26 protein-coding genes are annotated in these 23135 nt (G+C 43.7%); all 26 read left to right on the top strand.

All coding sequences use genetic code 11. The annotated features are described in order from the left end of the window. Positions 1-97: 97 nt before the first annotated feature. The 26 genes from J0K78_RS16710 (at position 98) to galU (ending at position 23094) form a co-directional block, all read left to right on the top strand. Entirely contained in the window at positions 98-1237 is a 1140-nt protein-coding gene (locus J0K78_RS16710) for a sensor histidine kinase (RefSeq protein WP_206948066.1), read from the top strand. Positions 1238-1406: 169 nt separating this feature from the next. Then, the gene (locus J0K78_RS16705; RefSeq protein ID WP_160911420.1) at positions 1407-2084 is read left to right on the top strand and encodes a response regulator; all 678 of its coding nucleotides are present in this window, start codon (positions 1407-1409) and stop codon (positions 2082-2084) included. Between the two features lie 314 nt (positions 2085-2398). Beyond that, a complete protein-coding gene (locus J0K78_RS16700) occupies positions 2399-3244 on the top strand; it encodes a DegV family protein (RefSeq protein ID WP_206948065.1) in 846 nt (281 codons plus the stop codon). 59 nt (positions 3245-3303) lie between these two features. After that, positions 3304-4719 (top strand): ATP-dependent helicase ComFA, encoded by a 1416-nt coding sequence (locus J0K78_RS16695; protein ID WP_206948063.1) that lies wholly within the window; start codon positions 3304-3306, stop codon positions 4717-4719. A 101-nt stretch (positions 4720-4820) separates the two neighbouring features. Beyond that, positions 4821-5381, top strand: a complete 561-nt coding sequence (locus J0K78_RS16690; protein ID WP_242517932.1) for a ComF family protein — start codon at positions 4821-4823, stop codon at positions 5379-5381. Between the two features lie 76 nt (positions 5382-5457). Continuing rightward, positions 5458-5871: a TIGR03826 family flagellar region protein gene (locus tag J0K78_RS16685; RefSeq protein ID WP_206948060.1), complete on the top strand. Its 414-nt coding sequence runs from the start codon at positions 5458-5460 to the stop codon at positions 5869-5871. A 14-nt stretch (positions 5872-5885) separates the two neighbouring features. After that, on the top strand, positions 5886-6218 hold the full coding sequence (flgM, locus tag J0K78_RS16680) for a flagellar biosynthesis anti-sigma factor FlgM (protein ID WP_242517931.1): 333 nt from the start codon (positions 5886-5888) through the stop codon (positions 6216-6218). Between the two features lie 18 nt (positions 6219-6236). Continuing rightward, the gene (locus tag J0K78_RS16675) at positions 6237-6728 is read left to right on the top strand and encodes a flagellar protein FlgN (RefSeq protein WP_206948053.1); all 492 of its coding nucleotides are present in this window, start codon (positions 6237-6239) and stop codon (positions 6726-6728) included. 18 nt (positions 6729-6746) lie between these two features. Then, positions 6747-8288, top strand: a complete 1542-nt coding sequence (flgK, locus tag J0K78_RS16670; protein WP_206948045.1) for a flagellar hook-associated protein FlgK — start codon at positions 6747-6749, stop codon at positions 8286-8288. An 11-nt stretch (positions 8289-8299) separates the two neighbouring features. Next, positions 8300-9181 (top strand): flagellar hook-associated protein FlgL, encoded by an 882-nt coding sequence (gene flgL, locus J0K78_RS16665; RefSeq protein ID WP_206948043.1) that lies wholly within the window; start codon positions 8300-8302, stop codon positions 9179-9181. A 77-nt stretch (positions 9182-9258) separates the two neighbouring features. Then, positions 9259-9810, top strand: a complete 552-nt coding sequence (locus J0K78_RS16660) for a DUF6470 family protein (protein WP_206948042.1) — start codon at positions 9259-9261, stop codon at positions 9808-9810. A 5-nt stretch (positions 9811-9815) separates the two neighbouring features. After that, positions 9816-10259: a flagellar assembly protein FliW gene (gene fliW / locus J0K78_RS16655; protein WP_242517930.1), complete on the top strand. Its 444-nt coding sequence runs from the start codon at positions 9816-9818 to the stop codon at positions 10257-10259. Further along, positions 10246-10473, top strand: coding sequence for a carbon storage regulator CsrA (csrA, locus tag J0K78_RS16650; RefSeq protein ID WP_206948038.1), 228 nt, complete (start codon positions 10246-10248; stop codon positions 10471-10473). The genes fliW and csrA overlap by 14 nt, the downstream gene beginning before the upstream one ends. A 125-nt stretch (positions 10474-10598) precedes the next feature. Further along, positions 10599-11915 carry a flagellin N-terminal helical domain-containing protein gene (locus J0K78_RS20190; RefSeq protein ID WP_206948037.1) on the top strand — a complete coding sequence of 439 codons (1317 nt, stop codon included), beginning with the start codon at positions 10599-10601 and terminating at the stop codon, positions 11913-11915. A 303-nt stretch (positions 11916-12218) separates the two neighbouring features. After that, a complete protein-coding gene (locus J0K78_RS16640) occupies positions 12219-12353 on the top strand; it encodes a flagellin (protein WP_075035335.1) in 135 nt (44 codons plus the stop codon). A gap of 199 nt (positions 12354-12552) precedes the next feature. Continuing rightward, positions 12553-12903: a flagellar protein FlaG gene (flaG, locus tag J0K78_RS16635; RefSeq protein ID WP_206948118.1), complete on the top strand. Its 351-nt coding sequence runs from the start codon at positions 12553-12555 to the stop codon at positions 12901-12903. A 12-nt stretch (positions 12904-12915) separates the two neighbouring features. Then, positions 12916-14457: a flagellar hook-associated protein 2 gene (locus J0K78_RS16630; RefSeq protein WP_206948036.1), complete on the top strand. Its 1542-nt coding sequence runs from the start codon at positions 12916-12918 to the stop codon at positions 14455-14457. Positions 14458-14480: 23 nt separating this feature from the next. Beyond that, positions 14481-14870, top strand: a complete 390-nt coding sequence (gene fliS, locus J0K78_RS16625) for a flagellar export chaperone FliS (protein WP_206948035.1) — start codon at positions 14481-14483, stop codon at positions 14868-14870. Beyond that, a complete protein-coding gene (gene fliT, locus J0K78_RS16620) occupies positions 14870-15220 on the top strand; it encodes a flagellar protein FliT (RefSeq protein WP_206948034.1) in 351 nt (116 codons plus the stop codon). Before fliS ends, fliT begins: the two co-directional genes overlap by 1 nt. A gap of 13 nt (positions 15221-15233) precedes the next feature. After that, complete coding sequence (locus J0K78_RS16615) at positions 15234-15617, top strand: DUF8042 domain-containing protein (RefSeq protein WP_206948033.1); 384 nt, start codon at positions 15234-15236, stop codon at positions 15615-15617. 136 nt (positions 15618-15753) lie between these two features. After that, positions 15754-17160, top strand: a complete 1407-nt coding sequence (locus J0K78_RS16610; RefSeq protein ID WP_206948032.1) for a cell wall-binding repeat-containing protein — start codon at positions 15754-15756, stop codon at positions 17158-17160. A gap of 208 nt (positions 17161-17368) precedes the next feature. Beyond that, positions 17369-17929: a ribosome hibernation-promoting factor, HPF/YfiA family gene (gene hpf, locus J0K78_RS16605; protein WP_146816972.1), complete on the top strand. Its 561-nt coding sequence runs from the start codon at positions 17369-17371 to the stop codon at positions 17927-17929. Between the two features lie 192 nt (positions 17930-18121). Continuing rightward, positions 18122-18304 (top strand): hypothetical protein, encoded by a 183-nt coding sequence (locus J0K78_RS16600; protein ID WP_206948031.1) that lies wholly within the window; start codon positions 18122-18124, stop codon positions 18302-18304. 121 nt (positions 18305-18425) lie between these two features. Beyond that, positions 18426-20939, top strand: a complete 2514-nt coding sequence (gene secA / locus J0K78_RS16595; protein ID WP_206948030.1) for a preprotein translocase subunit SecA — start codon at positions 18426-18428, stop codon at positions 20937-20939. Between the two features lie 68 nt (positions 20940-21007). After that, positions 21008-22112, top strand: a protein-coding gene (prfB, locus tag J0K78_RS16590) for a peptide chain release factor 2 (RefSeq protein WP_206948029.1) whose coding sequence is annotated in 2 segments (ribosomal slippage) — positions 21008-21079 and positions 21081-22112 — 1104 coding nt in all. Because the reading frame shifts where the segments join, the coding sequence is not laid out codon by codon here. Between the two features lie 100 nt (positions 22113-22212). After that, a complete protein-coding gene (galU, locus tag J0K78_RS16585) occupies positions 22213-23094 on the top strand; it encodes a UTP--glucose-1-phosphate uridylyltransferase GalU (protein ID WP_206948028.1) in 882 nt (293 codons plus the stop codon). Positions 23095-23135: the final 41 nt, after the last annotated feature.

Here is a 23135-nt window from a genome sequence, read left to right as displayed (position 1 = left end):
CTATTGTTCATTATTTTACATTTTTACTGAGAATCACCCCCATAAATGGACATAGGTCTTACGAATGAGTATGTGAATATTGATGGAGGGACTTATGATGAGTTTTAAGAAAACTGGGGACATCGCCCTTGACCATATCATCAATGAGATGGTCGAGACCGTCACGAATAGCAAAGATGAAATCTTTCAAATTGGTGAAGAGTCCCGAAGTGAATTTGAAAAACTGAACAAAGAACTGACAGAAACGAAGAAACAAGTATTGTCTCATATTGATGAAGGGGACAAGCTTGAACAAAAAGTCCGTTTTTCTCGGACGCGCTTATCAGAAGTCAGCAAGCACTTCCAGAAGTATTCAGAGGAAGAAATTCGAAAAGTTTATGAACAAACCCACGAACTGCAAATGGATTTGTCCATGAAGCGTGAAAAGGAAAAACAACTCCGCGAACGGCGGGACGATATAGAGATCCGTCTACGTAACTTAGAAGAAACAATTGGCCGTGCGGAAGCGCTCAGTGGGAAAATTTCGGTCGTGCTTAATTATTTGACCGAAGATTTCAAGCATGTCAGTGATGCTCTTGAAGATGCGAAGGAAAAGCAGGAGTTCGGCTTGCAGATCATTGAGGCTCAGGAAGAAGAGCGGCGTCGTTTGTCCAGGGAAATCCATGATGGCCCTGCGCAAATGCTCGCAAATGTCATGTTACGTTCCGACCTTGTCGGCCGGACTTATCGCGAGCGTGGGATTGAGGAAGCCATGGAAGAGGTTAAAAGCGTCCGATCTTTAGTACGATCCGCGCTATATGAGGTCCGGAGAATCATCTATGATCTTCGACCGATGGCGTTGGATGATCTCGGACTAATCCCTACATTGAAGAAGTATTTGGCCACCATTGAGGACTACAACAAAAATGTCCAATTTTCATTTGCCTCCTTTGGAGAAGAAAAACGTCTGGAGACCAAGTATGAAGTAGCTCTCTTCCGCCTAGTTCAAGAAGCCGTGCAAAATGCATTGAAGCATGCAGAGCCATCTGAAATCAAAGTGAAAGTTGAGATGAAGTCAAACTCAGCTCTGATCATCGTGAAGGATGATGGGAAAGGTTTTGACACCAAGAAGAAAAAAGAGAAATCTTTCGGCTTGGTCGGCATGAGGGAACGCGTCGACATGCTCGATGGCGAGCTCAATATCGATTCAAGTATTGGAGAAGGGACGATTGTCACGATTCATTTACCAATAAATTGATATTTTTTCGAAAAACTATGTAAATGGACGTGAATCGTTTATAATAGGGAATAGGATTAGGGTAGATTCAATCTTCTAAAAATAGACAAAAACAAAGATAGAGAGAGATAAAGAATAGGTTAGGGGAACCAAAAACCATTCTATGTGTGAGAAACAGGAGGAAATGACCATGACGACCAGAATAGTCCTAATTGATGATCATAAATTATTCCGTGAAGGCGTAAAAAGAATTTTAGATTTTGAAACGAGCTTCGAAGTTGTAGCTGAAGGTGATGACGGGGATACAGCGGTGAACCTTATTGAAGAGCACATGCCTGATGTTGTCCTGATGGATATCAACATGCCGAGCATGAACGGGGTTGAAGCGACAGCTGAAATTACGAAACGCTATCCCGAAATGAAAGTGATCATTCTGTCGATTCACGATGATGAGAACTATGTGACACACGCCCTGAAGACAGGGGCGCAAGGTTACCTTCTCAAAGAGATGGATTCTGATGCATTGATCGATGCTATCAAAGTTGTAGGTGCTGGAGGTTCTTACCTGCATCCGAAAGTCACACACAACTTAGTTGCTGAATATCGTCGTCTGGCAGATAGCAAAGGCGGCAGTGCTTATCGAACGATTGAATATCGTAAGCCATTGCATCTTCTCACACGCCGTGAATGTGAAGTGCTGCAACTGTTGGCGGACGGAAACAGCAACCGTGGCGTAGCGGAAGCACTCTATATCAGCGAGAAAACCGTAAAAAACCACGTAAGTAACATTCTACAGAAAATGAACGTCAACGACCGTACGCAGGCTGTCGTCACAGCTATCAAAAACGGCTGGGTCGAAGTTATCTAAATAAAAGAATATACAAAAAGTATTAGGGCTGTTTTTTTAAGGTACAGAAATGTATACCTGAAAAAACAGCCCTTTTTGATGTGTGGATTTGGAGATTGATTGTAGGATGATCAGAGGTTGTTTGGGATTATTTGGTGTACCAGGTCATCCAGATTCTGGATGACCTGGTACACCAAATATAGACATATGGACAACTGTTTTCGCATTAGTTGGTGCATTGTGGGTGGGGTTCATGTAAAATAGGTAGAGAGAATATCGGAAATTATTTTACATATATTCATAGAAAAGACTAAGCATACAAGGAGTTGGATCGGATGAAAACAGCCGTAATTACAGACAGCACAGCTTACCTTCCGAGAGATGTACGTAAAGCCAACCACATACATATGGTTCCGTTGAACGTGATTTTTGGTCATGAATCCTATCAGGAAGAAGTAGATATTAACGCAGATGACTTTTACGATATGGTGAAAGAAGGCGGAGAACTTCCGAAAACGTCTCAGCCTTCGATCGGCATCATGACTCAAAAGCTCGAGGAACTCTCGCAGGACTATGATGCGGTCATTTCTATCCATTTATCCAGTGGCATCAGTGGAACTTACCAAGCGATGGTTACGGCAGGTGAAATGGTTGAAGAGATCGATGTTCACGTGTTTGATTCAGAGATCAGCTGTCACATGCAGGGCTTTTATGCGCTTGAAGCTGCTGAATTGGCGGACAACGGGGCAACGCCTGATCAAATTATCCATCGATTAAATGAAATGAAGCAATCAATGAGCGCTTACTTCATGGTCGATGATCTCAGTCACTTGCAGAGAGGCGGCCGTCTCAATGGTGCCCAGGCCTTCGTCGGCAGTCTTTTACAAGTGAAGCCTGTTCTTCACTTTGTGGATACTAAAATCGTACCGTTTGAAAAAATCCGGACACGGAAAAAAGCGATTAAGAAGATTGTTTCCCTTTTTGAAGAAAAGGTAGAAGAAGGCGGAATGTACAAAGCCTGCTTGATTCATGCGAACCGTCCTGAAGAAGCGGCGGAGCTGAAAAAAGAATTGGAAGAAAAACATGATAACGTCGAGGTCGTCCTCAGTTATTTCGGTCCCGTCATCGGCACGCACCTTGGTGAAGGCGCGATGGGCCTTGGATGGTACCGTCAATCCTAATAGAAAGAGCCTGTTTGTGAGACTCAAACAGGCTCTATTTTCTATAGGATGGTGGTTAAATGTTCAAAACGGTTAAGAAATACCTTCAAAAAGACTTCTCCTGGATTCCTCCTGAAAATCCCACCCACAGCTTCTCTTCTCTCTCCGGAAAACTCCTTCTTCGTCACGAAATCCCTTATGAAGATGAAAAAGTAGATTACTTAGTAGCGCAATCGATCCTTACAAAAGTAACAAGCATTGAGACTTATCCTTGGGGTTATCGCTGCAGGCGTTGCGGAAACACAAAGTCCTACCTTTTTGCGAAAATGCCCCACGCGACATGTGGGCAAACCTGTGTGTACTGCCGCTCCTGTATTCAAATGGGAAGAGTGATAGAATGTGAACCTTTATACTATGGAAGTTCTGGTTTTGAATGGTTCGTCCATGAACACCCCTGCCAATGGGATGGGGAATTGACGCGACATCAACAAAAAGCGGCAGATGAACTGGTGGCACTTGTCCGAACAGGAATCGGAGAAAAACTAGTGTGGGCGGTATGTGGAGCCGGAAAGACAGAAATTCTTTTTCCTGCCCTGACGGAAGCGCTGAAAAATGGGAAACGTATTTGTCTGGCTACACCTAGAACAGATGTTGTCAGAGAGCTGCTCCCTCGATTACAAACGTCATTTCCTGATGTGAACATCCAGGCTCTATACGGGGATAGTCCGGATAAAGCTGGCGATGCCCCTTTTATTATCGCTACTACACATCAGTTGCTGCGCTTTGCTCAAGCGTTTGATGTCATGATCATCGATGAAGTCGATGCTTTCCCTTTTCATAATGACCCATCTCTCCATTATGCCAGTGAACGAGCGTCCAAACCGCATGCTTCTATCATCTACTTAACGGCCACACCAAGAAAGAGGCAGAAGCGAAGGATTCGTTCCAAAGACCTTCCTGCTGTATTCATCCCCCAACGTTTCCACGGACATCCTCTTCCCGTGCCTCAACTCAAACTTACTCCTACTCTTCACCGTTATTTACAAAAAGGTGAGCTTCCACCAAAGGTTCTCCAGCAAATTGCCCATCAGCAAGAGACACCAAGACAACTGCTTCTTTTTCTTCCTTCGATCAAAATGGCTGAACAAATCGCTGAGTACTTAAAAGAACGGAACTGTGAGGTGCAATCGGTTCATGCGGAAGACAGTCAAAGGGCAGAGAAGATCCAGGCGTTCCGGAAAAAAGAATACCGTGTACTCATTACAACGACGATTTTGGAGCGGGGAGTGACGTTTCCGTCTGTCGATGTTTTTGTCATTGACGCAGGGCACGTGGTTTTCGATGAGGCGGCGCTCGTTCAGATCGGAGGAAGAGCTGGAAGAAGTCCAGATGATCCTGCGGGAGATGTGATTTTTTATCATATTGGGAAAACGGATGAAATGCTGGATGCTGTGGAGTCGATTCGTTATATGAATAAACTGGGGCGGAAGCTATGAGGTGTCTCATCTGTCATGTTGAAACCATTCCTGCTGTTACGTGGGGCACGTTCTGGAAGCCCCCTGTTCAGACAAAGATATGCCAGGATTGTGAGGCACAAATGGATAAAATAACAGCTCCTTTCTGCCCTGGTTGTCATCGTCCAGGGCATGAGGGGGTGTGTCACGACTGTGAAAAATGGGAGAAAACAAACACTGGTTTATTAGAACGAAATGTTGCAGCTTTTCCATACAATGATTTCAATAAAGATCTTGTGGCACGCTGGAAATACAGGGGTGACTATGCGGTTTTGGATGCTTTTAAGGAAGATCTGCAAAACGCGTGGTTAGCTTCTGGATTTAAAGGGAGGCAGGTATTGAATGTGCCCCTCAGTCGCAAGCGTCTCGATGAGCGTGGTTTCAATCAATCAGAAGCGGTTATCCAGTCGTTGGAGCAAGAGCCTCTCTCTATATTTGAACGGTCGCACAGTGAGAAGCAGTCCAAAAGAGGCCGGAGGGACCGCATGCAAGCCGAAAACCCCTTCCGGCTTCTGCATCCAATTACAGACCCTGCAGTTATTGTTGATGATATTTACACGACAGGGAGAACGGTCCGGCATATGGCTTCGTTATTGAAAAAACAAGGATGTCCATCTGTATCATCTTTTACAATTTTTCGCTGAATGGGCTATAGGACTTTTGAATCTCTCCATCTGTGCCGATATAATAGATAAATAGAGAACATGGAGGACGATGAAGATGGGGGAATTAGCGAATTGCTCACGTTGTAATGGACTTTTTTTGAAAGGATCGAGCACCGTTTGTCCTGAGTGTAAGAAGCAGGAAGAAAAGGACTTTCAAACCGTATACGCTTTTCTGAGAAGAAAACAAAACCGGACAGCAACGGTAGATGAAATTGAGGCAGGGACAGGGGTTTCTGAACGGCAGATCCGTAAGTTTGTCAAAGAGAAGCGGCTTCATCCCGCTCATTTTCCAAATGTAAGCTATCCTTGTGAAAAGTGCGGAGCGTCCATTCGAGAAGACCGTTTATGTGCTGCCTGTAAAGAATCGATCCAAAAAGGACTCGATGTACAAGAACGTAATGAATCTTTGGAAGCTAGAAAAGAAGAGAAGGAACGGGAAAAAGCAAACAGGACTTATTATTCATGGTGAAATGAATCATAAGCATGATTTATATCTTCATGACTGTTGTCGATATAATGAGTAATAGACAGTCGGATGGAAATGAGGTGACAGAATTGAAAATTAATGGCCCGAATCATACGAATATAAATCCATATCAAAAGCAGATGAACAAGCAGGCAGAAATCGGACAGAAGAAGCAAGCGACCGACAAAATCGAAATTTCTGAGACGGCTAAGCAGATGCAAGAATCCGGGAAGAACGATTCTGTACGTGAAAAACTGGTTGACCAAGTGAAATCAGATGTACAGCAGGGAAATTACCAGGTGGACGCCAAGGCGACCGCTAAAAAGATGCTTGATTTTTGGTCGAAGTAATAATAGAGGAGAATCATCATGACGATCGATCCGGTCATCAATCATATGAAACAGCTTCAGCAGTTGCATGAAAGCCTTTTATCTTTGTCGCAAAAGAAAACAGAGGCACTGAAAACGAACGATGTCACTGGTATTCAACAGCTGCTGATTCAAGAAAAGAAGCATGTGCAGGCGATTGAAAAAGTCGAAAAACAAAGAGAACGGTCAGTAGCTCAGTGGGCTACGGAAGAGGGGCTTTCTACACATGGAAAGACCGTATCCGAACTTATTGAAATTATTGATGGAGAAGAAAGAGAGAGACTTCAGAACGTTTACGAAGCTCTCATCCTCGTTTTAGCTGATTTGAAGCAACAGGAAAAGTTGAACACAGAACTGACACAGCAATCCCTGCAGTTCATCAACATGTCGCTCGACCTTCTCCAACCCTCCCTTCAGTCTGTGAATTATGGAGGAAAAGAAATAAAAGATGGGAGCACAGCTAAACGTTCCATCTTTGATTCAAAAGCATAAAGCAGAGGAGTAACCATCATGGGATCAACGTTTCACGGATTGGAAGTAGCGAAGCGCGGGCTTTTCACTCAACAATCCGCTTTATATACGACAGGACATAATATTGCTAATGCGAATACAGAAGGATATACGAGGCAGCGCGTCAATTTCGAGCAGACAGGACCTTTTCCACCGGCTTCACGAAATCGCCCGGAGATTCCTGGTCAGGTCGGAAGTGGTGTAGAAGCAGGATCAATTGAACGTGTAAGAGTCGGCTTTCTTGATCAGCAGTATCGTGGTGAAAGCAGCAAGTCCGGCTATTATGATACTCGCTCTGGCGCATTAGGAAGGTTGGAAAATGTAATGAATGAACCTTCTGAAGATGGCCTCGCGAAGACGATGGACCGTTTTTGGCAATCTCTCCAGGACTTGTCTGTTAATCCAGAAGACTCTGGTGCGCGCTCTGTCGTGCGTCAACGTGGGCAAGCTGTAGCGGAAACGTTCAACTACCTTTCAAACACCATCCAGTCGATGCAGAAAGATGTTAAAACAGAGGTTGGTGTCACGGAAAAAGAAATTAATTCATTAGCGAATCAAATCAATAACATTAATCAGCAAATCGCTGAAGTAGAACCACATGGCATGGTTCCGAACGATTTGTATGATGAACGTGATCGATTGATTGATCAATTATCCCAACATGTGAATATCGAAGTGAAATACGAAGATACACCTTCTTCCGCTGAACCACTGGCTATGGGGAAGGCGAGTATTTCAATTGTTGGTAACAATGGACAGCCTCTAAGTCCACCGGCCAAACTTGTAGATGGAGCGGCGAATGAAGTGAACACTCTAAAAGTCAATTATGCCGAAGGAGAAGTTCATGCTGGCAGTATCCAGGTCGGTGGTAGTGCTTCCTATACTATAGAAGACTTCTCATCCCAAGGTAAATTGAAAGCCCTGCTTGATTCCGGAGGCTACATGCAAGGCAACGAGGAAAAAGGGAGCTATTCGCAAATGCTTTCGGACTTGGATAGAATGGCGACAGGTTTTGCGCGAGAGTTTAACACTATCCATACTCAAGGGGAATCTTTAAATAGTATCGAAAACGGGGATGAGATTCCTAACTTTTTCAATATTGATATGGAAGCAGAAGGAGTCATTGAAGGTGTAGCGGGTACTATTGGTTTGACTGATGCAATTAAAGCGGATGGAGATAATATTGCCGCAGCTGTATCAGATAAAGCCGGGGACGGAGAAAATGCTTCGAATTTAGCGGATGTCCAAAGTGAACCGAATGCAGTATTTGGTGAAGAAACTTCTATGGACAGCTTTTATGAATCGATGATTGGTACGATGGCTGTTGAGACACAGGAAGCAGAACGGATGTCAAAAAACGCAGGTACACTTAAAAGCTCTGTAGATGAACAAAGGCAGTCCGTCAGTTCTGTGTCATTGGATGAAGAAATGTCGAACATGATCAAGTTCCAACATGCGTATAATGCAGCGGCGAGAAACATTACTGTCGTCGATGAAATGCTAGATCGGGTCATCAATCAAATGGGACGAGTAGGAAGGTAGGTGAATGACTGATGCGTGTAACTCAAAGTATGCTTTCGAATAATATGCTGCGAAACTTGAGCGATAGTTATAGGAACATGGGGAATTATCAGGAGCAATTATCGACAGGGAAGAAAATCTCCCGTCCTTCCCAGGATCCCGTGGTAGCTATGAAAGGAATCAACTATCGCCAGCAAGTAACCGAAGTGGAGCAATTCCAGCGTAATATCGGTGAAGTCCATAATTGGATGGATAATAGTGATGCAGCCCTTGATAAAGCTACACAGGCAATGCAGCGAGTTCGTGAACTGACCGTTCAGGCGAGCAATGATACATACGATGAAGGCCAACGTGAGAATATTGCTAAGGAAATTCGTCAGCTGAAGGAACATATCGGATCAATCGCTAATACGAAAGTGAATGATAAATATATTTTCAATGGATCGAATACAACGGAAGCTCCTTTTGATATGGAAGATTTAGAAGGTTCCGTACCACCTGGGAATGATCCGGTCAATATCGAGGTTTCATCTGGAGTTAAGCTTCAGACGAATATTACGCCTGGGAATGTGTTCAATCAGAAACTTTTTGAAGACCTCGAGAATTTCGCATCTGCACTTGAAGGGGATACAACCCAGGGAGAACTCGGGGGTTTTATTGAATCATTCGACGGTCATATCGGAAATATCGTTAACGAACGCGCCGATTTGGGGGCCCGAATGAACCGTGTGGAGTTGATTGAGGATCGTTTGGAATCACAAAAAGTAAGTGCGACAAGAATGATGTCCGACAACGAAGATGCAGATATTGAAAAAGTAATCACGGATTTAAAAACACAGGAAAGTGTCCATAGAGCGGCGATGGGCGTCGGGGCCCGAATCATCCAGCCCACGTTGATGGATTTTCTAAGATAAGGCTGTCTCGATTTGAGACAGTCTTGTTTTTTGAATAAGCCTTTCATTGAAAGGCACCTTCATGAGGAGGGACAAGGATGAATATTCCTAAGCTTCAGATGCAGTCCACTCCAGGACGGATTGGGCTGAGGATTAATAAGCCAGAGCAAACGATCAAGCAGCATCAAGTAGAACAGTCGATTCAACAACCAAAAGCTGATATGAAAATTGAACAAAAGCCTGGGAAGATAACGATAGACCAGACAAATGCCTGGCATAACCTTGACTTGAAAAGTGTAATGGCGCGAACCGAAGAGCTTGTCGGCATTGCGAAGAATTTTTGGATGGAAGGTCTTGCTCGTGTCTCTCGTGAAGGAGATGAGCTCATGCGCATTGAAAATGGTGGGAATCCCATTGCTGAGCAGGCGAAAAGGAATACAGGGTATGATTTTACCTTTCAACCTGGGGGACGTCCGACATATGAGCTCGTTCAGGTGAGCTATCAACCAGGAGAAGCACAAATTGATATCCAACGGCGTGAACCGATAATTAAAAATAAGAAGCGTGACCCTGAACATCACTACCGTCCTGGTAATGTTGATGTAAGCATGGAACAAATGCCAGACTTGAAGATAGATTGGAAGGTGTAATCATGATGATTGAAACGAAATACTTTGGTGAAATCGAGATCGAAAAGAAGGATTGTATTGAATTCCCTGAGGGTCTACCAGGGTTTGAAAGCTATCATACTTTTGTTCTTTTACCTGTGGAGGAGTTAGGTACATATTTTGCGTTACAGTCTGTGGAAGAAGCAGGTTTGTCGCTCATCGTCACAAACCCTTATCATTTTTATAAAGACTATGAGTTTGACATTAGTGAGAAGGACTTAGGAATTGAGCATCCAGAAAATGTTGCCGTTTTTAATGTGGTGACACTGCGAGATCCTTTTGAAAACTCTACATTGAATTTGCAGGCGCCTATTGTTATGAATACGGTCAAAAGGACAGCAAAACAGTTGATTCTAAATCAACCAGAATACAAAACAAAACATCCGTTGATTCTTACCGCGAAAGGTGGTGAATCTCATGCTCGTTCTTAATCGCAGAGAAGGAGAGACTGTTAGAGTTGGAGATGATATCACCATTACCGTGCTTGGTGTCGAAGGTGGACAGGTGAAATTGGGCATAGAAGCACCGAAAAGTGTGGGGATTCATCGTCAGGAAGTGTATGAGGCGATTGAGAAAGAGAATGCGGAAGCGGCTAATGTTTCTGGTGATTTGTTGAATCTATTAAAAAATGCAAAAAAAGATTAAAAAGATTGGGAAGTCGGTCGATATAAGTAATGTAAAACATTACATAAGTCGGCCGACTTTTTGTTTTGTAACTAATGGATCACACAGGGATGTGGGGTCACTTATTTCAAGGAGGAATTTTTTAAATGAGAATTAATCATAATATTGCGGCGTTGAATACTTATCGTCAACTTGGTTCTGCAAACCAAGCTAACTCCAATTCAATGGAGAAGTTATCTTCAGGTCTTCGTATAAACGGTGCTTCAGATGACGCAGCTGGATTAGCAATTTCTGAAAAAATGCGTGGACAAATCCGTGGCTTAGAGCAAGCTCAAACAAACGCTCAAGATGGTATTTCTTTGATTCAAACAGCTGAGGGAGCTATGAATGAAACACATTCTATTTTGCAACGGATGAGAGAGCTTGCGGTTCAATCATCAAATGACACTGCAACTGATGCTGATAGAGGAGAAATCCAAAAGGAGATCACACAGCTTAAAGATGAAATAGATCGTATTTCAAATGATACAGAATTTAACAATAAGAAACTATTAAATGGTAGCGTAGGTAATAGTGGTACAGTAACTACAGACAGTCATGTTTTAGGATCAGTAGAAGTTGTGGACTCTGAGTTAGCTGCAGATACTTATTCTGTTACAACTACAGCAGCTGCAACAGTTGGGGCAGATGTATCTAGCAATACAACAGGACTAGCTACTACCGACTTTGATTTAAATACTGATGCTAATATAGATGGGTTGAAATTAGGTAATTATACAATAGAAACTACTTCTACTGGTACAGCAGGTACGTTTGATATTAGTATGAAAGATGATAATGGAGTAGAGGTTGCTAATCTTAACAGTTGGGATACTACAGGGGTAGGAACATTAACAGGAACATTGCCTGATGGTACTAGTACTAAATTCACAATAAACGCTCCGGCAGGGACTGTTACAGAGGGGAAAATGGAACTGAATCTAAATGCATCTTACAGTGCAGCAGGTGAATTAGCTATAACAAATAGTGCTTCGGGTACAGAGTATTCTAGTGAAGCAGGGCTAAAAATAACTGACAACAATTTTGAAGCGGGTGGAATGGAGTTTGATTTATCTGTTGATTCTGCCTTAGCTGCTGCGGGGACATCAGCTGTTCAAACAACTAATAATGCATTATCTATGCATATTGGAGCTAATGAAAGTCAAACAATGAAAGTTGACATCAATAAAATGGATACTACTTCTTTAGGTATTGAAGATATTGATGTAACTAGTTCATTAGGAGCAGAGTCTGCTATAACTAAAGTTAACGAAGCTATTAAAGAAGTATCTTCTGAACGTTCTAAACTCGGTGCTTTCCAAAACCGTTTAGATCACACAATTAATAACCTAGGTACATCATCTGAAAACCTAACTGCTGCGGAATCTCGTATCCGTGACGTAGATTATGCTTTAGCTGCATAAGCTAAGCACAGTCGTCCAAGCTGGTAACGGCTAGGATTATAATCGGGTGAATTGCTGGAAACCCCTGAGAACTTTTCTTACCACAACGAAGTTGGAAACGACAAGCGTGAAGGTTAAAAAAAGAAGAGATTGGGCAATCAGCAGCCAAGCTCCTGTCTTGAAAAAGTGGAGAAGGTTCAACGACTAGGATAAACCACTGTCTGAGGTGATGAAATCCGTAGGTGAAACAATGGTCATCAGCATTGTGAATCCGAAGTGCCCGACCCCTTTACATAAAAGGGTGAAGATATAGTCTGGTCATTTATGAAAGTAAATGTTCGCACGATGGCGAAAGAAATGATGAATCAAACGAAACAAAGTATTCTTTCTCAAGCATCTCAAGCAATGCTTGCAAAAGCAAATCAACAGCCACAAGGAGTTCTTCAACTTCTACGTTAATAATAAATACAAAAAGGGCCTCAGTATTGGGGTCCTTTTCTTTACAGCATTGTATTTTCTGATTAATCAATATAAACTTCTAGTGAATTAAGGTACATAAAAAACCCTCTCCATAAATAGTTTAATCTCCTCAACAAAAATATCTTCCATCCGATATAAAAAGAAACTACATAAAACAAGGGAGTTGTTGAAGGTGAATATGAGAAGTATTTCATCCCACTCACAGCTCCTGCAGAGAAATCAAGAACAACTTGGTGTCCGTTCATCAGTTCAGGAGAAAACAAATAAGAATGATGTATCAAAACATGAGCTTCCAAACTCAGATCAAAAAGAGAAGCTAATGAAAGCAACAGATAGTATGAATGAAATATTGAGAAAGCTGGAGACATCCCTCCGCTTCCAATTTCATGAAAAGCTTGAAGAATATTATGTAACTATCGTAGACAACCAAACGGAGCAGGTTATAAAAGAAATACCGCCGAGAAAGATGCTGGATATGTATGCTTCGATTATAGAATCTATTGGAATTATGGTGGATGATAAAATATAAGTAGGTGAAAAGATGAGTGATATGCGAATCGGAGGCTTAGCTTCCGGCATGGATATAGATAAGCTTGTCAATGATTTGATGCGTGCGGAAAGACAGCCACTGAATAAAATGGAGCAGGACCGTGAATGGCTGACCTGGCAGCGAGATGCGTATCGTGATGTGAATAAGCAGTTGAGTGAACTGGATACGCTCGCATTTGATATGAAGTTGGAGCGAACGTTCAATTCGAAAAGTGTGACTTCCTCTGATTCCGCTGTTTCAGCGACAGCTACTGCTGCCTCGGGAAATGGTGACTATACGCTAAGCGTGGAACAGGTGGCGACTTCGGCTTATAATTACAGCAGAAACCCAATAACATCAGATGGAAAAACATTGGATCCTAACGCCAACCTAAGTACTCAGACAGGGAACTTTAAACACGGGCTAACGCTCGGTGAAACGTTCTCTATAACTACATACAACGAAGACGGTTCAAAGAATACCCAGTCTTTTGATGTCACTGGAGATAAATCGCTGAACGAAATCCTTTCAGAAATCAGCGATTCTGATTTAGGTGTACGAGCTTTTTACGATAAAAGCGCAGATCAAGTGATGATTGAACGAACAGTAACGGGTAACTTTAACCAAAATGAGAATGAGTTCCTGGGAGCCGAAATTGGTTTTGATGGGAATGCGGAGTTCTTATCGACCACCTTAGATATTAAGAACGGGGATAACTCTTCTGGAACATGGAAGTTGAATGAAAAAGGTGGAGAAGATGCCAAGTTCACGTATAATAATGGTTTAAAAATCACCTCTCATTCCAATCAATATACTTTGAATGGGGTCAACTTTCAGTTCAATGATGTCACAGACGGAAATATCAAAGTCAATGTCTCCAACAACGTCAATGATGCTGTCGATAAAATCGTAGAGTTCGTTGATAAATACAACAAGGTTATCGAAGGTCTAAATGAAAAGACAGACGAGAAGAGATACCGTGATTTTCCTCCTTTAACTGAAAAACAGAAAGAGGACATGGAAGAGCGGGAGATTGAACTTTGGGAAGAAAAAGCTAAAAGTGGCATGCTGAAGAATGACGCTGTCATTGAAGGCGGATTGAATCAGATGCGTACGAACTGGTACGCGCCGATAGAAAATGATGGAGCCTTCCAGATGATGTCGGAGATTGGAATTACAACTTCCTCCAACTATCGAGATGGGGGCAAACTTTTCATTGACGAAGATGATTTGAGGACAGCCTTAAGTAAGGATCCGGAGTCTGTACACAAGTTATTTTCAGGAACGGATGAGAACCCTGGTATAGCTCGGAGGTTAGAACAGACCATTGATAACACGGTCCAGTCGATAGAAAAGAAAGCGGGGAAATCTACCACGGTAGATAACAGCTTTTTACTTGGGCGTCGAATAGAAGATCTGAATAAAGAAATGGATGATTTTGAAGACCGGTTGATTCAGATTGAAGACAGGTATTGGCGTGAGTTCGGTGCGATGGAAAAAGCGATTCAGAGAATGAACCAGCAATCTGCTTATATTATGCAGAACTTCGGTTAATGGAAAAGGGAGTGTGCGGCTAGATGTCTATTCAAGCCTATCAAAATAATTCAGTAGAAACGGCTTCGCCTGGAGAATTGACGCTGATGCTGTATAATGGGTGCATCAAGTTCATAAAAGTGGCACGGAAGTCTATGGAAAACAGAGAAATCGAGAAAAAGAACACCAACATACAAAAGGCTCAGAAAATCATTCAAGAATTGATGGTGACCATGGATCAGCAGTATGCCATCACCAAAGAGATTATGCCGCTGTATGATTATATGAACCGCCGGTTGATGGAAGCGAATACGGCAAATGACGTCGAGATATTGGATGAAGTTCAGGGGCTTGTTGAGGAATTCAGGGATACGTGGAAGCAGGTCATGGTGGAAGCACGCAAATCACAGTATGGACAAGGTGGCAATGCTTGATGGGTGGTTGGACTGACTTTTTGTCAATCACGAAGGAATTGGATGAGCTCGTTCATCGTCCCATACACGAAAAGAATCGCGCTTCCATCGTAGAGCAGGTAGATGATCTTCTTGGTACGAGGGAAGCAATGCTGAAGAATTTGCCACAGCCTTCCTATGAGGAAAAAGAGCTGGTTCAAGAAGTTATTCAACATGATTTGAAGGTGAATCAGAAGCTTGAGTTTCTTTTTGCTGGATTGAAGCGGGACATGCGTGATGCTAAAAAACAAAAGTCTAGCAAACAGCGCTACGTCAATCCCTATCAAAGTGTTTCCGGCTATGACGGCATGTATTTGGACCATAAAAAGTAGGATAGGTGATTTTTTGTCAGAACTAACAGTAGAACAACATGAAATGCTGGAGCGGTATGATGAGCTGTTAAGTACCATCAGTGAAGGGCTCAAATATTTAGAAGACCATATGAAAACAGAAGAGACTCCAATGGCACAGCAAGTGTTTCAGGACGTGCTCCTTAGCTTGGAACAAATTAGCCGTTCACATGATCAAATGGAGATCCTTTTTAAAGGGAACGAAGAGCTTCAGGCTTTAGTTATTGATTTTCACGGAATCGTCAATCATCTGCAAGGGTGGTTCGAGCATGACACCGCCCAAGAAAAACATCATTTGTTGGTGGAGCATGTGGTCCCTGCATTTGAAAGTTGGCGGACGCGTATGGAAACATTCGTGAAACCCTATACGGCTCATTAAAAGAAGTATCCATGACGGATGCTTCTTTTTTATGGTAGATTTTGAGACAAATCTCCTATATAATCCCACAGGGGATGGGTGATGAATCTATGATAGGTTTACCCTCCGTCTTTACATAAGAAAGGGGTACGAATAGATGTGGAAAGGGACAGGGATGGCCGCGACCTTATTGTTATCGGCTGGTGTACTTATTAATCCTGTAGGAGAAATTTCGGCAGAGGTGGACGATGATTCTAAGCGTTCTATACATAATGATCGTGTATCTTTACAGGCGAATACCATGGAAGATCTTGAGGAGGAAGAGCCAAATGACTCTATCGATGCAGCAAATTCATTATCACAGAATAGGTGGGCGCAAGGGTATTTGACAGATGATGATGTAGACTATTTCACATTCGAAATAGAAGGGGATCATCGAATAGAATTCCAGTTAGTGTTATATTCTATGGTGGATGGTACTTATAACACAGAGATGGATTTAGACGCGGAATTGTATGATGCCAATGGAAAGGTAGTCACTGGCTACACAGAATATAACAGTGAATATGGATATAATGGTGGATTCTTTTTAGATCCAGGAATCTATTATGTGAAAGTTATGGACGAAGCCAATGTGGATAATGGGATTCCCTATACGTTAGCTTCCGATGTGCCTGATAAATATCCGAGAATCAATCGTTATTGGGGTGTAGACCGCTATTGGACGGCTGCTAATATTGCGAGACAGGATAGCAGTCGGGTCCCTTCTGAAAATGTCGTTCTGGCAACCGGACAGGACTTCCCTGATGCTCTTGCAGGTGCTCCACTTGCGGAACACCTGGATGCTCCTATTTTGTTAACGAGGAAAGAAAGATTGCCGGATATTACAGAACAGGTTTTATCGACATTGGATGCTGAACATGTCACCATCCTTGGAGGCACAGGCGCGATTTCCGGAGACGTAGAAGATTATATCAAGAATGAACTAAGCCTCGATGTTGAACGGATTTCTGGAAAGAACCGTTACGAAACGTCGGTAGCGATTGCTGAACAACTCCCTCCATCCGATGAGGCGGTGGTTGCTTATGGGGGGAATTTTCCAGATGCTCTATCCATTGCTCCTGCAGCGGCCGGAAAAGCCATGCCGATTCTTTTAACGAAAAAAGAGAGCATACCAGCTGCGACAGAGAACGTCCTCAGTAATTACAATCAGACGTATGTCGTTGGTGGCACCGGTGTCGTTAGTGATCAAGTGTACCGTCAGCTTCCGAATGCGGATCGTATATCAGGGAAAGATCGCTATGCGACTTCCTTAGCCGTTGCGAAGTATTTTGATATGGAGACGCAGTCCGTAAGTCTTGCCACCGGCTCCAACTTCGCAGATGCCTTAGCTGGGTCTGTACATGCAGTGAAAGAGCCATTGCTGCTGACACCGAAAGGTAAGCTTGATGAAGAAGTGAAGCAGTATTTTGTTGATCATCAAACGACATACTTCCAAATCTTTGGTGGAGAAGCTGCTGTTGGTGAAGGTGTAGAGGAAGATATTTTGTCCATATACGAATAAATGTTAAGGAGCCTTTTCTACAAAGGCTCCTTTTTTATCTAGTAAAATGACAAAATATCATCCAGAAAAAGGCTGTATTCTTATTCAAAGGTACATCTTCCAACAATTACCGACACAAATTAGACAAAATATTTCGAAAGTTTATGCAGGAAAGGGTGTGGGTATGATAGAATATATATCACATAAGGATGAAAGGAGGACACTTCTAATGCTACAATACAACATTCGTGGTGAGAACTTGGAAGTGACGGATTCTATTAAAGAATATGTGGAGAAAAAGGTGAGCAAGCTTGAACGCTACTTTGATACTCCGCCGTCTTCCGAGGTACACGTTAATTTAAGTGTCTATAATGATGAGCAGACAATCGAGGTCACAATTCCGATGAAGAATCTACTTCTTCGTGCTGAGGAACACAACACAGATCTATACGCTGCCATCGACCTTGTGGTAGATAAATTGGAACGACAAATTCGCAAGCATAAAACGAAAGTGAATCGTAAGTTCCGACAAGAGGGTGCTCCGAAACACGTCTTTGCCGAGCTTGAACGCGAGGCGCAGCAATACCAAACACAAACGATTGATGATGAATTTGATGTTGAAATCGTGAAAACGAAGCGTTTTGATTTGAAACCGATGGATAGTGAAGAAGCGGCATTGCAGATGGATATGCTTGGTCACAACTTCTTCGTATTTACAAACGCAAATACAGATGAAACGAACATTGTTTATAAACGTCGTGACGGCCGTTATGGTTTGATCGAAACTTGATAGCTTCATAGAGTAAACGCCTCTGCTTCGGCAGGGGCGTTTTTTTGTTTTTCCTTGTATGTGGGGTTGAAAAATGATCATTCGCCAGGGAAAAATCAATTTTTCATCATTCAATAGATAGTAAAATGGAATTTTATGCGTTCGCTCATTTTTAGAATAAGTAGTATAAAGGATAGGACAGGAGGTGAAAGTATGAATGGCAAGGAGTTTGAGTACATTTATAAGCGCTTGAACCAGCAGGAAGAAACGGTCGCTCAGCTTGTGGAAATCATTGGAGCGACCAATCGCCGCATTACGGATTTGGACCGCAGACAGCTCGGCGTTGAACATCAGATCATCCGCGAACGTCCCCTCTCTTTTACTCCCTCTACATAAATCTTTCATCGGTGTCTCTCGTCCTATGTAGTTGATTGTCAGGCCGCTTCTCTTAGTGTTATGATAATAGAGGATTAAACTATTCAACCGAAGTTCGGAAATCAACAGAGGAGCGGTTGCGATGCTTGGTACTTTAAAGAAGATCTTTGGCGATGGGAATACACGTCAATTGAAGCGATTGGAGAAAATCGCCGATGACATCGAAGCGATGGAATCGCAAATCGAAAAAATGTCTGATGATGAGTTAAAAAATAAGACAGAAGAATTTAAAGAACGCTATCAAAATGGCGAAGATCTAGATAATATGCTGGTCGAAGCTTTCGCGGTTGTACGTGAAGCTTCTAAACGTGTGCTTGAAATGCGCCCGTTCCGCGTACAGCTCTTGGGTGCGATTGCCCTTCACGAAGGCAACATTGCAGAGATGAAAACCGGTGAAGGTAAAACACTGGCGTCTACGATGCCAGCATACTTGAACGCGATTACTGGTAAAGGCGTGCACATCATCACGGTCAACGATTATTTGGCGAGCCGTGATGCGACAGAGATGGGCGAACTTTTCCAATTCTTAGGTTTGACCGTCGGGTTGAACTCCAACGGCATGTCGAAGGATGAAAAACGTGAAGCGTATCTTGCGGATATTACGTACGGTACGAACAACGAATTTGGATTTGATTACCTGCGTGACAACATGGTCCTTTACAAAGAACAGATGGTTCAGCGTCCACTTCACTTCGCTATCATTGATGAGGTTGACTCGATTTTGATTGACGAAGCACGTACACCATTGATCATTAGTGGTTCTGCTTCCAAATCCGCAGATCTTTATCAGGGAGCAAACTCTTTTGTTCGTTTGCTTGCGAATGAAGAAGATTATACCTATGACGAAAAAACAAAGAACGTTCAGCTGACTGAAGAAGGAATTAACAAAGCCGAGCGCTTTTTCAAAATTGAAAACTTGTTCGACCTTTCTAACGTATCCTTGATCCACCACATTAACCAGGCGCTCAAAGCGCATACGTCGATGCAGAAGGATACCGACTACGTTGTCGATGAGGGCGAAGTGGTCATCGTCGACCAGTTCACCGGGCGTTTGATGAAAGGTCGCCGTTACAGTGACGGGTTGCACCAGGCCATTGAAGCGAAAGAAGGACTCGAGATTCAGAACGAGAGCCAGACGCTTGCTTCGATTACGTTCCAGAACCTTTTCCGTATGTATGAAAAGCTTTCCGGTATGACCGGTACAGCGAAGACCGAGGAAGAGGAATTCCTGAACATCTACAACATGCGTGTTATCGTGATTCCGACGAACCGTGACATCATTCGTGATGATAAAGCAGATCTTGTTTACAAGACGATGGACGGGAAGTTCAAAGCGGTGGTCGAGGATATTAAGGAGCGCCATGAAAATGGTCAGCCGGTGCTTGTCGGTACGGTAGCTGTCGAAACGTCCGAAATCATTTCCCGTTACTTGACGAAAGCAGGAGTTCCGCATAACGTCTTGAACGCGAAAAACCACTTCCGTGAAGCGGAAATCATCGAAAACGCTGGTCAGAAGGGCGCCGTAACGATCGCGACGAACATGGCCGGTCGTGGTACCGACATCAAACTCGGTGAAGGTGTCAGAGAAGCTGGAGGACTGGCGGTTATCGGTACAGAGCGTCACGAATCCCGCCGAATCGATAACCAGCTTCGTGGTCGATCTGGTCGTCAAGGTGACCCGGGAATGTCTCAGTTCTACCTGGCGACAGATGACGAACTGATGCGCCGTTTCGCTTCTGACAACATTCGCAGCATGATGGATCGCCTTGGAATGGACGATTCTCAGCCGATTGAAAGTAAGATGATCTCCCGTGCAGTCGAATCCGCGCAGAAACGTGTGGAAGGAAACAACTTCGATGCGCGTAAGACGATTCTTTCTTATGATGATGTCCTTCGTCAGCAGCGTGAAGTCATCTACAAGCAGCGTTATGATGTACTCACTTCCGAAAACTTACGTGATATCATTGAACAAATGATTCAGCGTACTGTTTCTCAAACGGTGGCGACTCACACGAGTGAGGAAGAAGAGGAAAACTGGGAGCTTGAAAGCCTCGTAGAATACCTGCGTGCGAACTTGCTGCATGAAGGTGATGTAACGGTGGATGACTTGAAAGGAAAAGATCCTCAAGAGATGGAGGAGCTTATTCTTGAAAAAGTGAAACAGCGTTATGACGAGAAAGAAGAAGAATTGACACCAGAACAGATGCGTGAGTTTGAAAAAGTCATCCTGCTTCGTACGGTCGACCAGAAGTGGATGGATCACATCGATCAGATGGACCAGCTGCGTCAGGGAATCCACCTGCGTGCCTACGGTCAAAACGATCCGCTTCGTGAATATAATTTCGAAGGCTTCCGTATGTTTGAACAGATGGTTGCCAATATTGATGAAGAAGTTTCCCGCTATGTCATGAAGGCTCAGATCCGCAACAACCTGCAGCGTCAGGAAGTCGCTCAAGGGGCACAGGCCGTCTCCGGCGGCAGTGAAAGTAAAGAGCCGAAGAAAAAATCCCCGGTCGTGAAGAAGGATCATATCCGTCGTAACGACCCATGTCCTTGCGGAAGCGGGAAGAAATATAAAAATTGTCACGGAAAATAAGAGGTTGAGGCACTCTCTTTCTAGAGGGTGTCTTCCCTTGTTTTAAGAATCATATAGGAGTGATGGATATGGATATGGCAGAAATCCGCCATGCATTGGATAATACAGCTAAGCGATTAGCGGACTTCAGGGGGTCTCTTTGACGTCGATCAAAGAAAAACCCGAATTGCAGAACTAGAAGAACAAATGACAGAGCCAGGCTTTTGGGACGACCAAAACACGGCGCAGAAAGTCATTGATGAAGTGAACGGACTGAAGGGTCTCGTTCATACACTTGAAGAGCATGAAGAGACGCATGAGAATTTAGAAGTTTCTTATGAGCTCGTTAAAGAAGAAGATGATGAAGAATTGCGTGAGGACCTCGAACAGGATGTACAGCAGCTGAAGAAAGACCTTGACCAATTCGAACTGAACATTCTTTTGAGTGAGCCATACGACAAGAACAACGCGATTCTTGAGCTTCACCCGGGTGCGGGTGGTACGGAGTCCCAGGACTGGGCAAGCATGCTTCTTCGTATGTACACACGCTGGGCAGAGAAGAAAGGTTTTTCTGTTTCAACGATGGACTATCTTCCAGGGGATGAAGCAGGCGTGAAGAGTGTGACCCTTCTCATTAAAGGGCACAATGCCTACGGCTATTTGAAAGCGGAAAAAGGCGTACACCGTCTTGTCCGAATTTCTCCTTTCGATTCCTCCGGCCGTCGTCACACTTCCTTCGTGTCGTGTGAAGTGATGCCTGAGTTCAACGATGAGATCGAAATTGATGTCCGCACAGAGGATTTGAAGATCGATACGTACCGTTCCAGTGGTGCCGGTGGACAGCACGTCAACACGACAGACTCTGCCGTTCGTATCACGCACCTGCCAACAAATACAGTCGTGACGTGTCAGTCGGAACGTTCTCAAATCAAAAACCGTGACCAAGCGATGAAAATGTTGAAGGCGAAGCTTTATCAGCTTGAGATCGAACGCCAACAACAGCAGCTAGATGATATCCGCGGTGAGCAAAAAGAAATCGGGTGGGGAAGCCAAATCCGTTCTTACGTGTTCCACCCGTATTCCATGGTCAAAGACCATCGTACGAATGAAGAGGTCGGAAACACGCAAGGCGTCATGGATGGTGACCTTGATAAATTCATCAACTCTTACCTCCGCTCTAAAATGGATGCTTAATATGGAAGACTCTCACTATGGTGAGGGTCTTTTTTTCTGTTCACCTATGACTATTTTTGCTACTATGAAGTTATCTTACATACGAAGGAGCGAATAAAGAATGAAGGTGAAAAAAGCGATTATTCCTGCAGCTGGACTCGGCACACGTTTTTTACCCGCAACAAAGGCGATGCCGAAAGAGATGCTTCCGGTCGTCGATAAACCAACGATTCAATATATCGTGGAAGAAGCGATCCAGTCAGGGATTGAGGATATTATCATCGTAACAGGAAAAGGGAAGCGTGCGATTGAGGATCACTTTGATCATGCGTTTGAACTTGAGGATAATCTTTATAAAAAAGGAAAGCTTGATCTCCTTGAGGAAGTTCAGCAATCGGCTGAAGTTGACATTCATTATATTCGCCAGAAAGAACCGAAAGGGCTGGGACATGCCGTCTGGTGTGCCCGCAAGTTTATCGGAGACGAACCTTTTGCCGTACTACTTGGAGATGACATCGTCCGGTCGGATGAACCTTGCCTGAAGCAGTTGATCGACCAGTATGAAGAAACGCAATCGTCCGTTATCGGTGTCAAACAAGTGCCGGAAGATGAAACCGATCGCTACGGAATCATTGCGCCTGAAAAACAAGAGGGGCGACGCTATCAAGTGAAGCATTTTGTAGAAAAGCCGGCCGTGGGAGAAGCGCCGTCGAACTTGGCGATCATCGGCCGTTATGTGTTCGCGCCTGAAATCATGGATCTGCTTGCCACACAGGAAGAGGGAAGAGGTGGAGAGATCCAGTTGACCGATGCCATCGAGCGATTGAACCTTGACCAGCCTGTGTACGGGTATGAGTTTGAAGGTGAGCGCTATGATGTCGGCGATCAGCTTGGCTTTATTAAAACGACCCTCGCCATTGCGATGGAAAGGGAGAACATGCGCGACGATGTTCTTGCCTTACTAGCAGAGATTATGGAAAAACAGGAATCTATGAATTCATAAAAGCAGGCGGCGGGTCTTGAGGCCCGCCGCTTTTTGTATAG

It is taken from the genome of Halobacillus sp. GSS1 (genome assembly GCF_017307035.1).
Lineage (GTDB): Bacteria > Bacillota > Bacilli > Bacillales > Halobacillaceae > Halobacillus > Halobacillus litoralis.
This window is presented reverse-complemented; position numbering and strand designations above follow the sequence as displayed.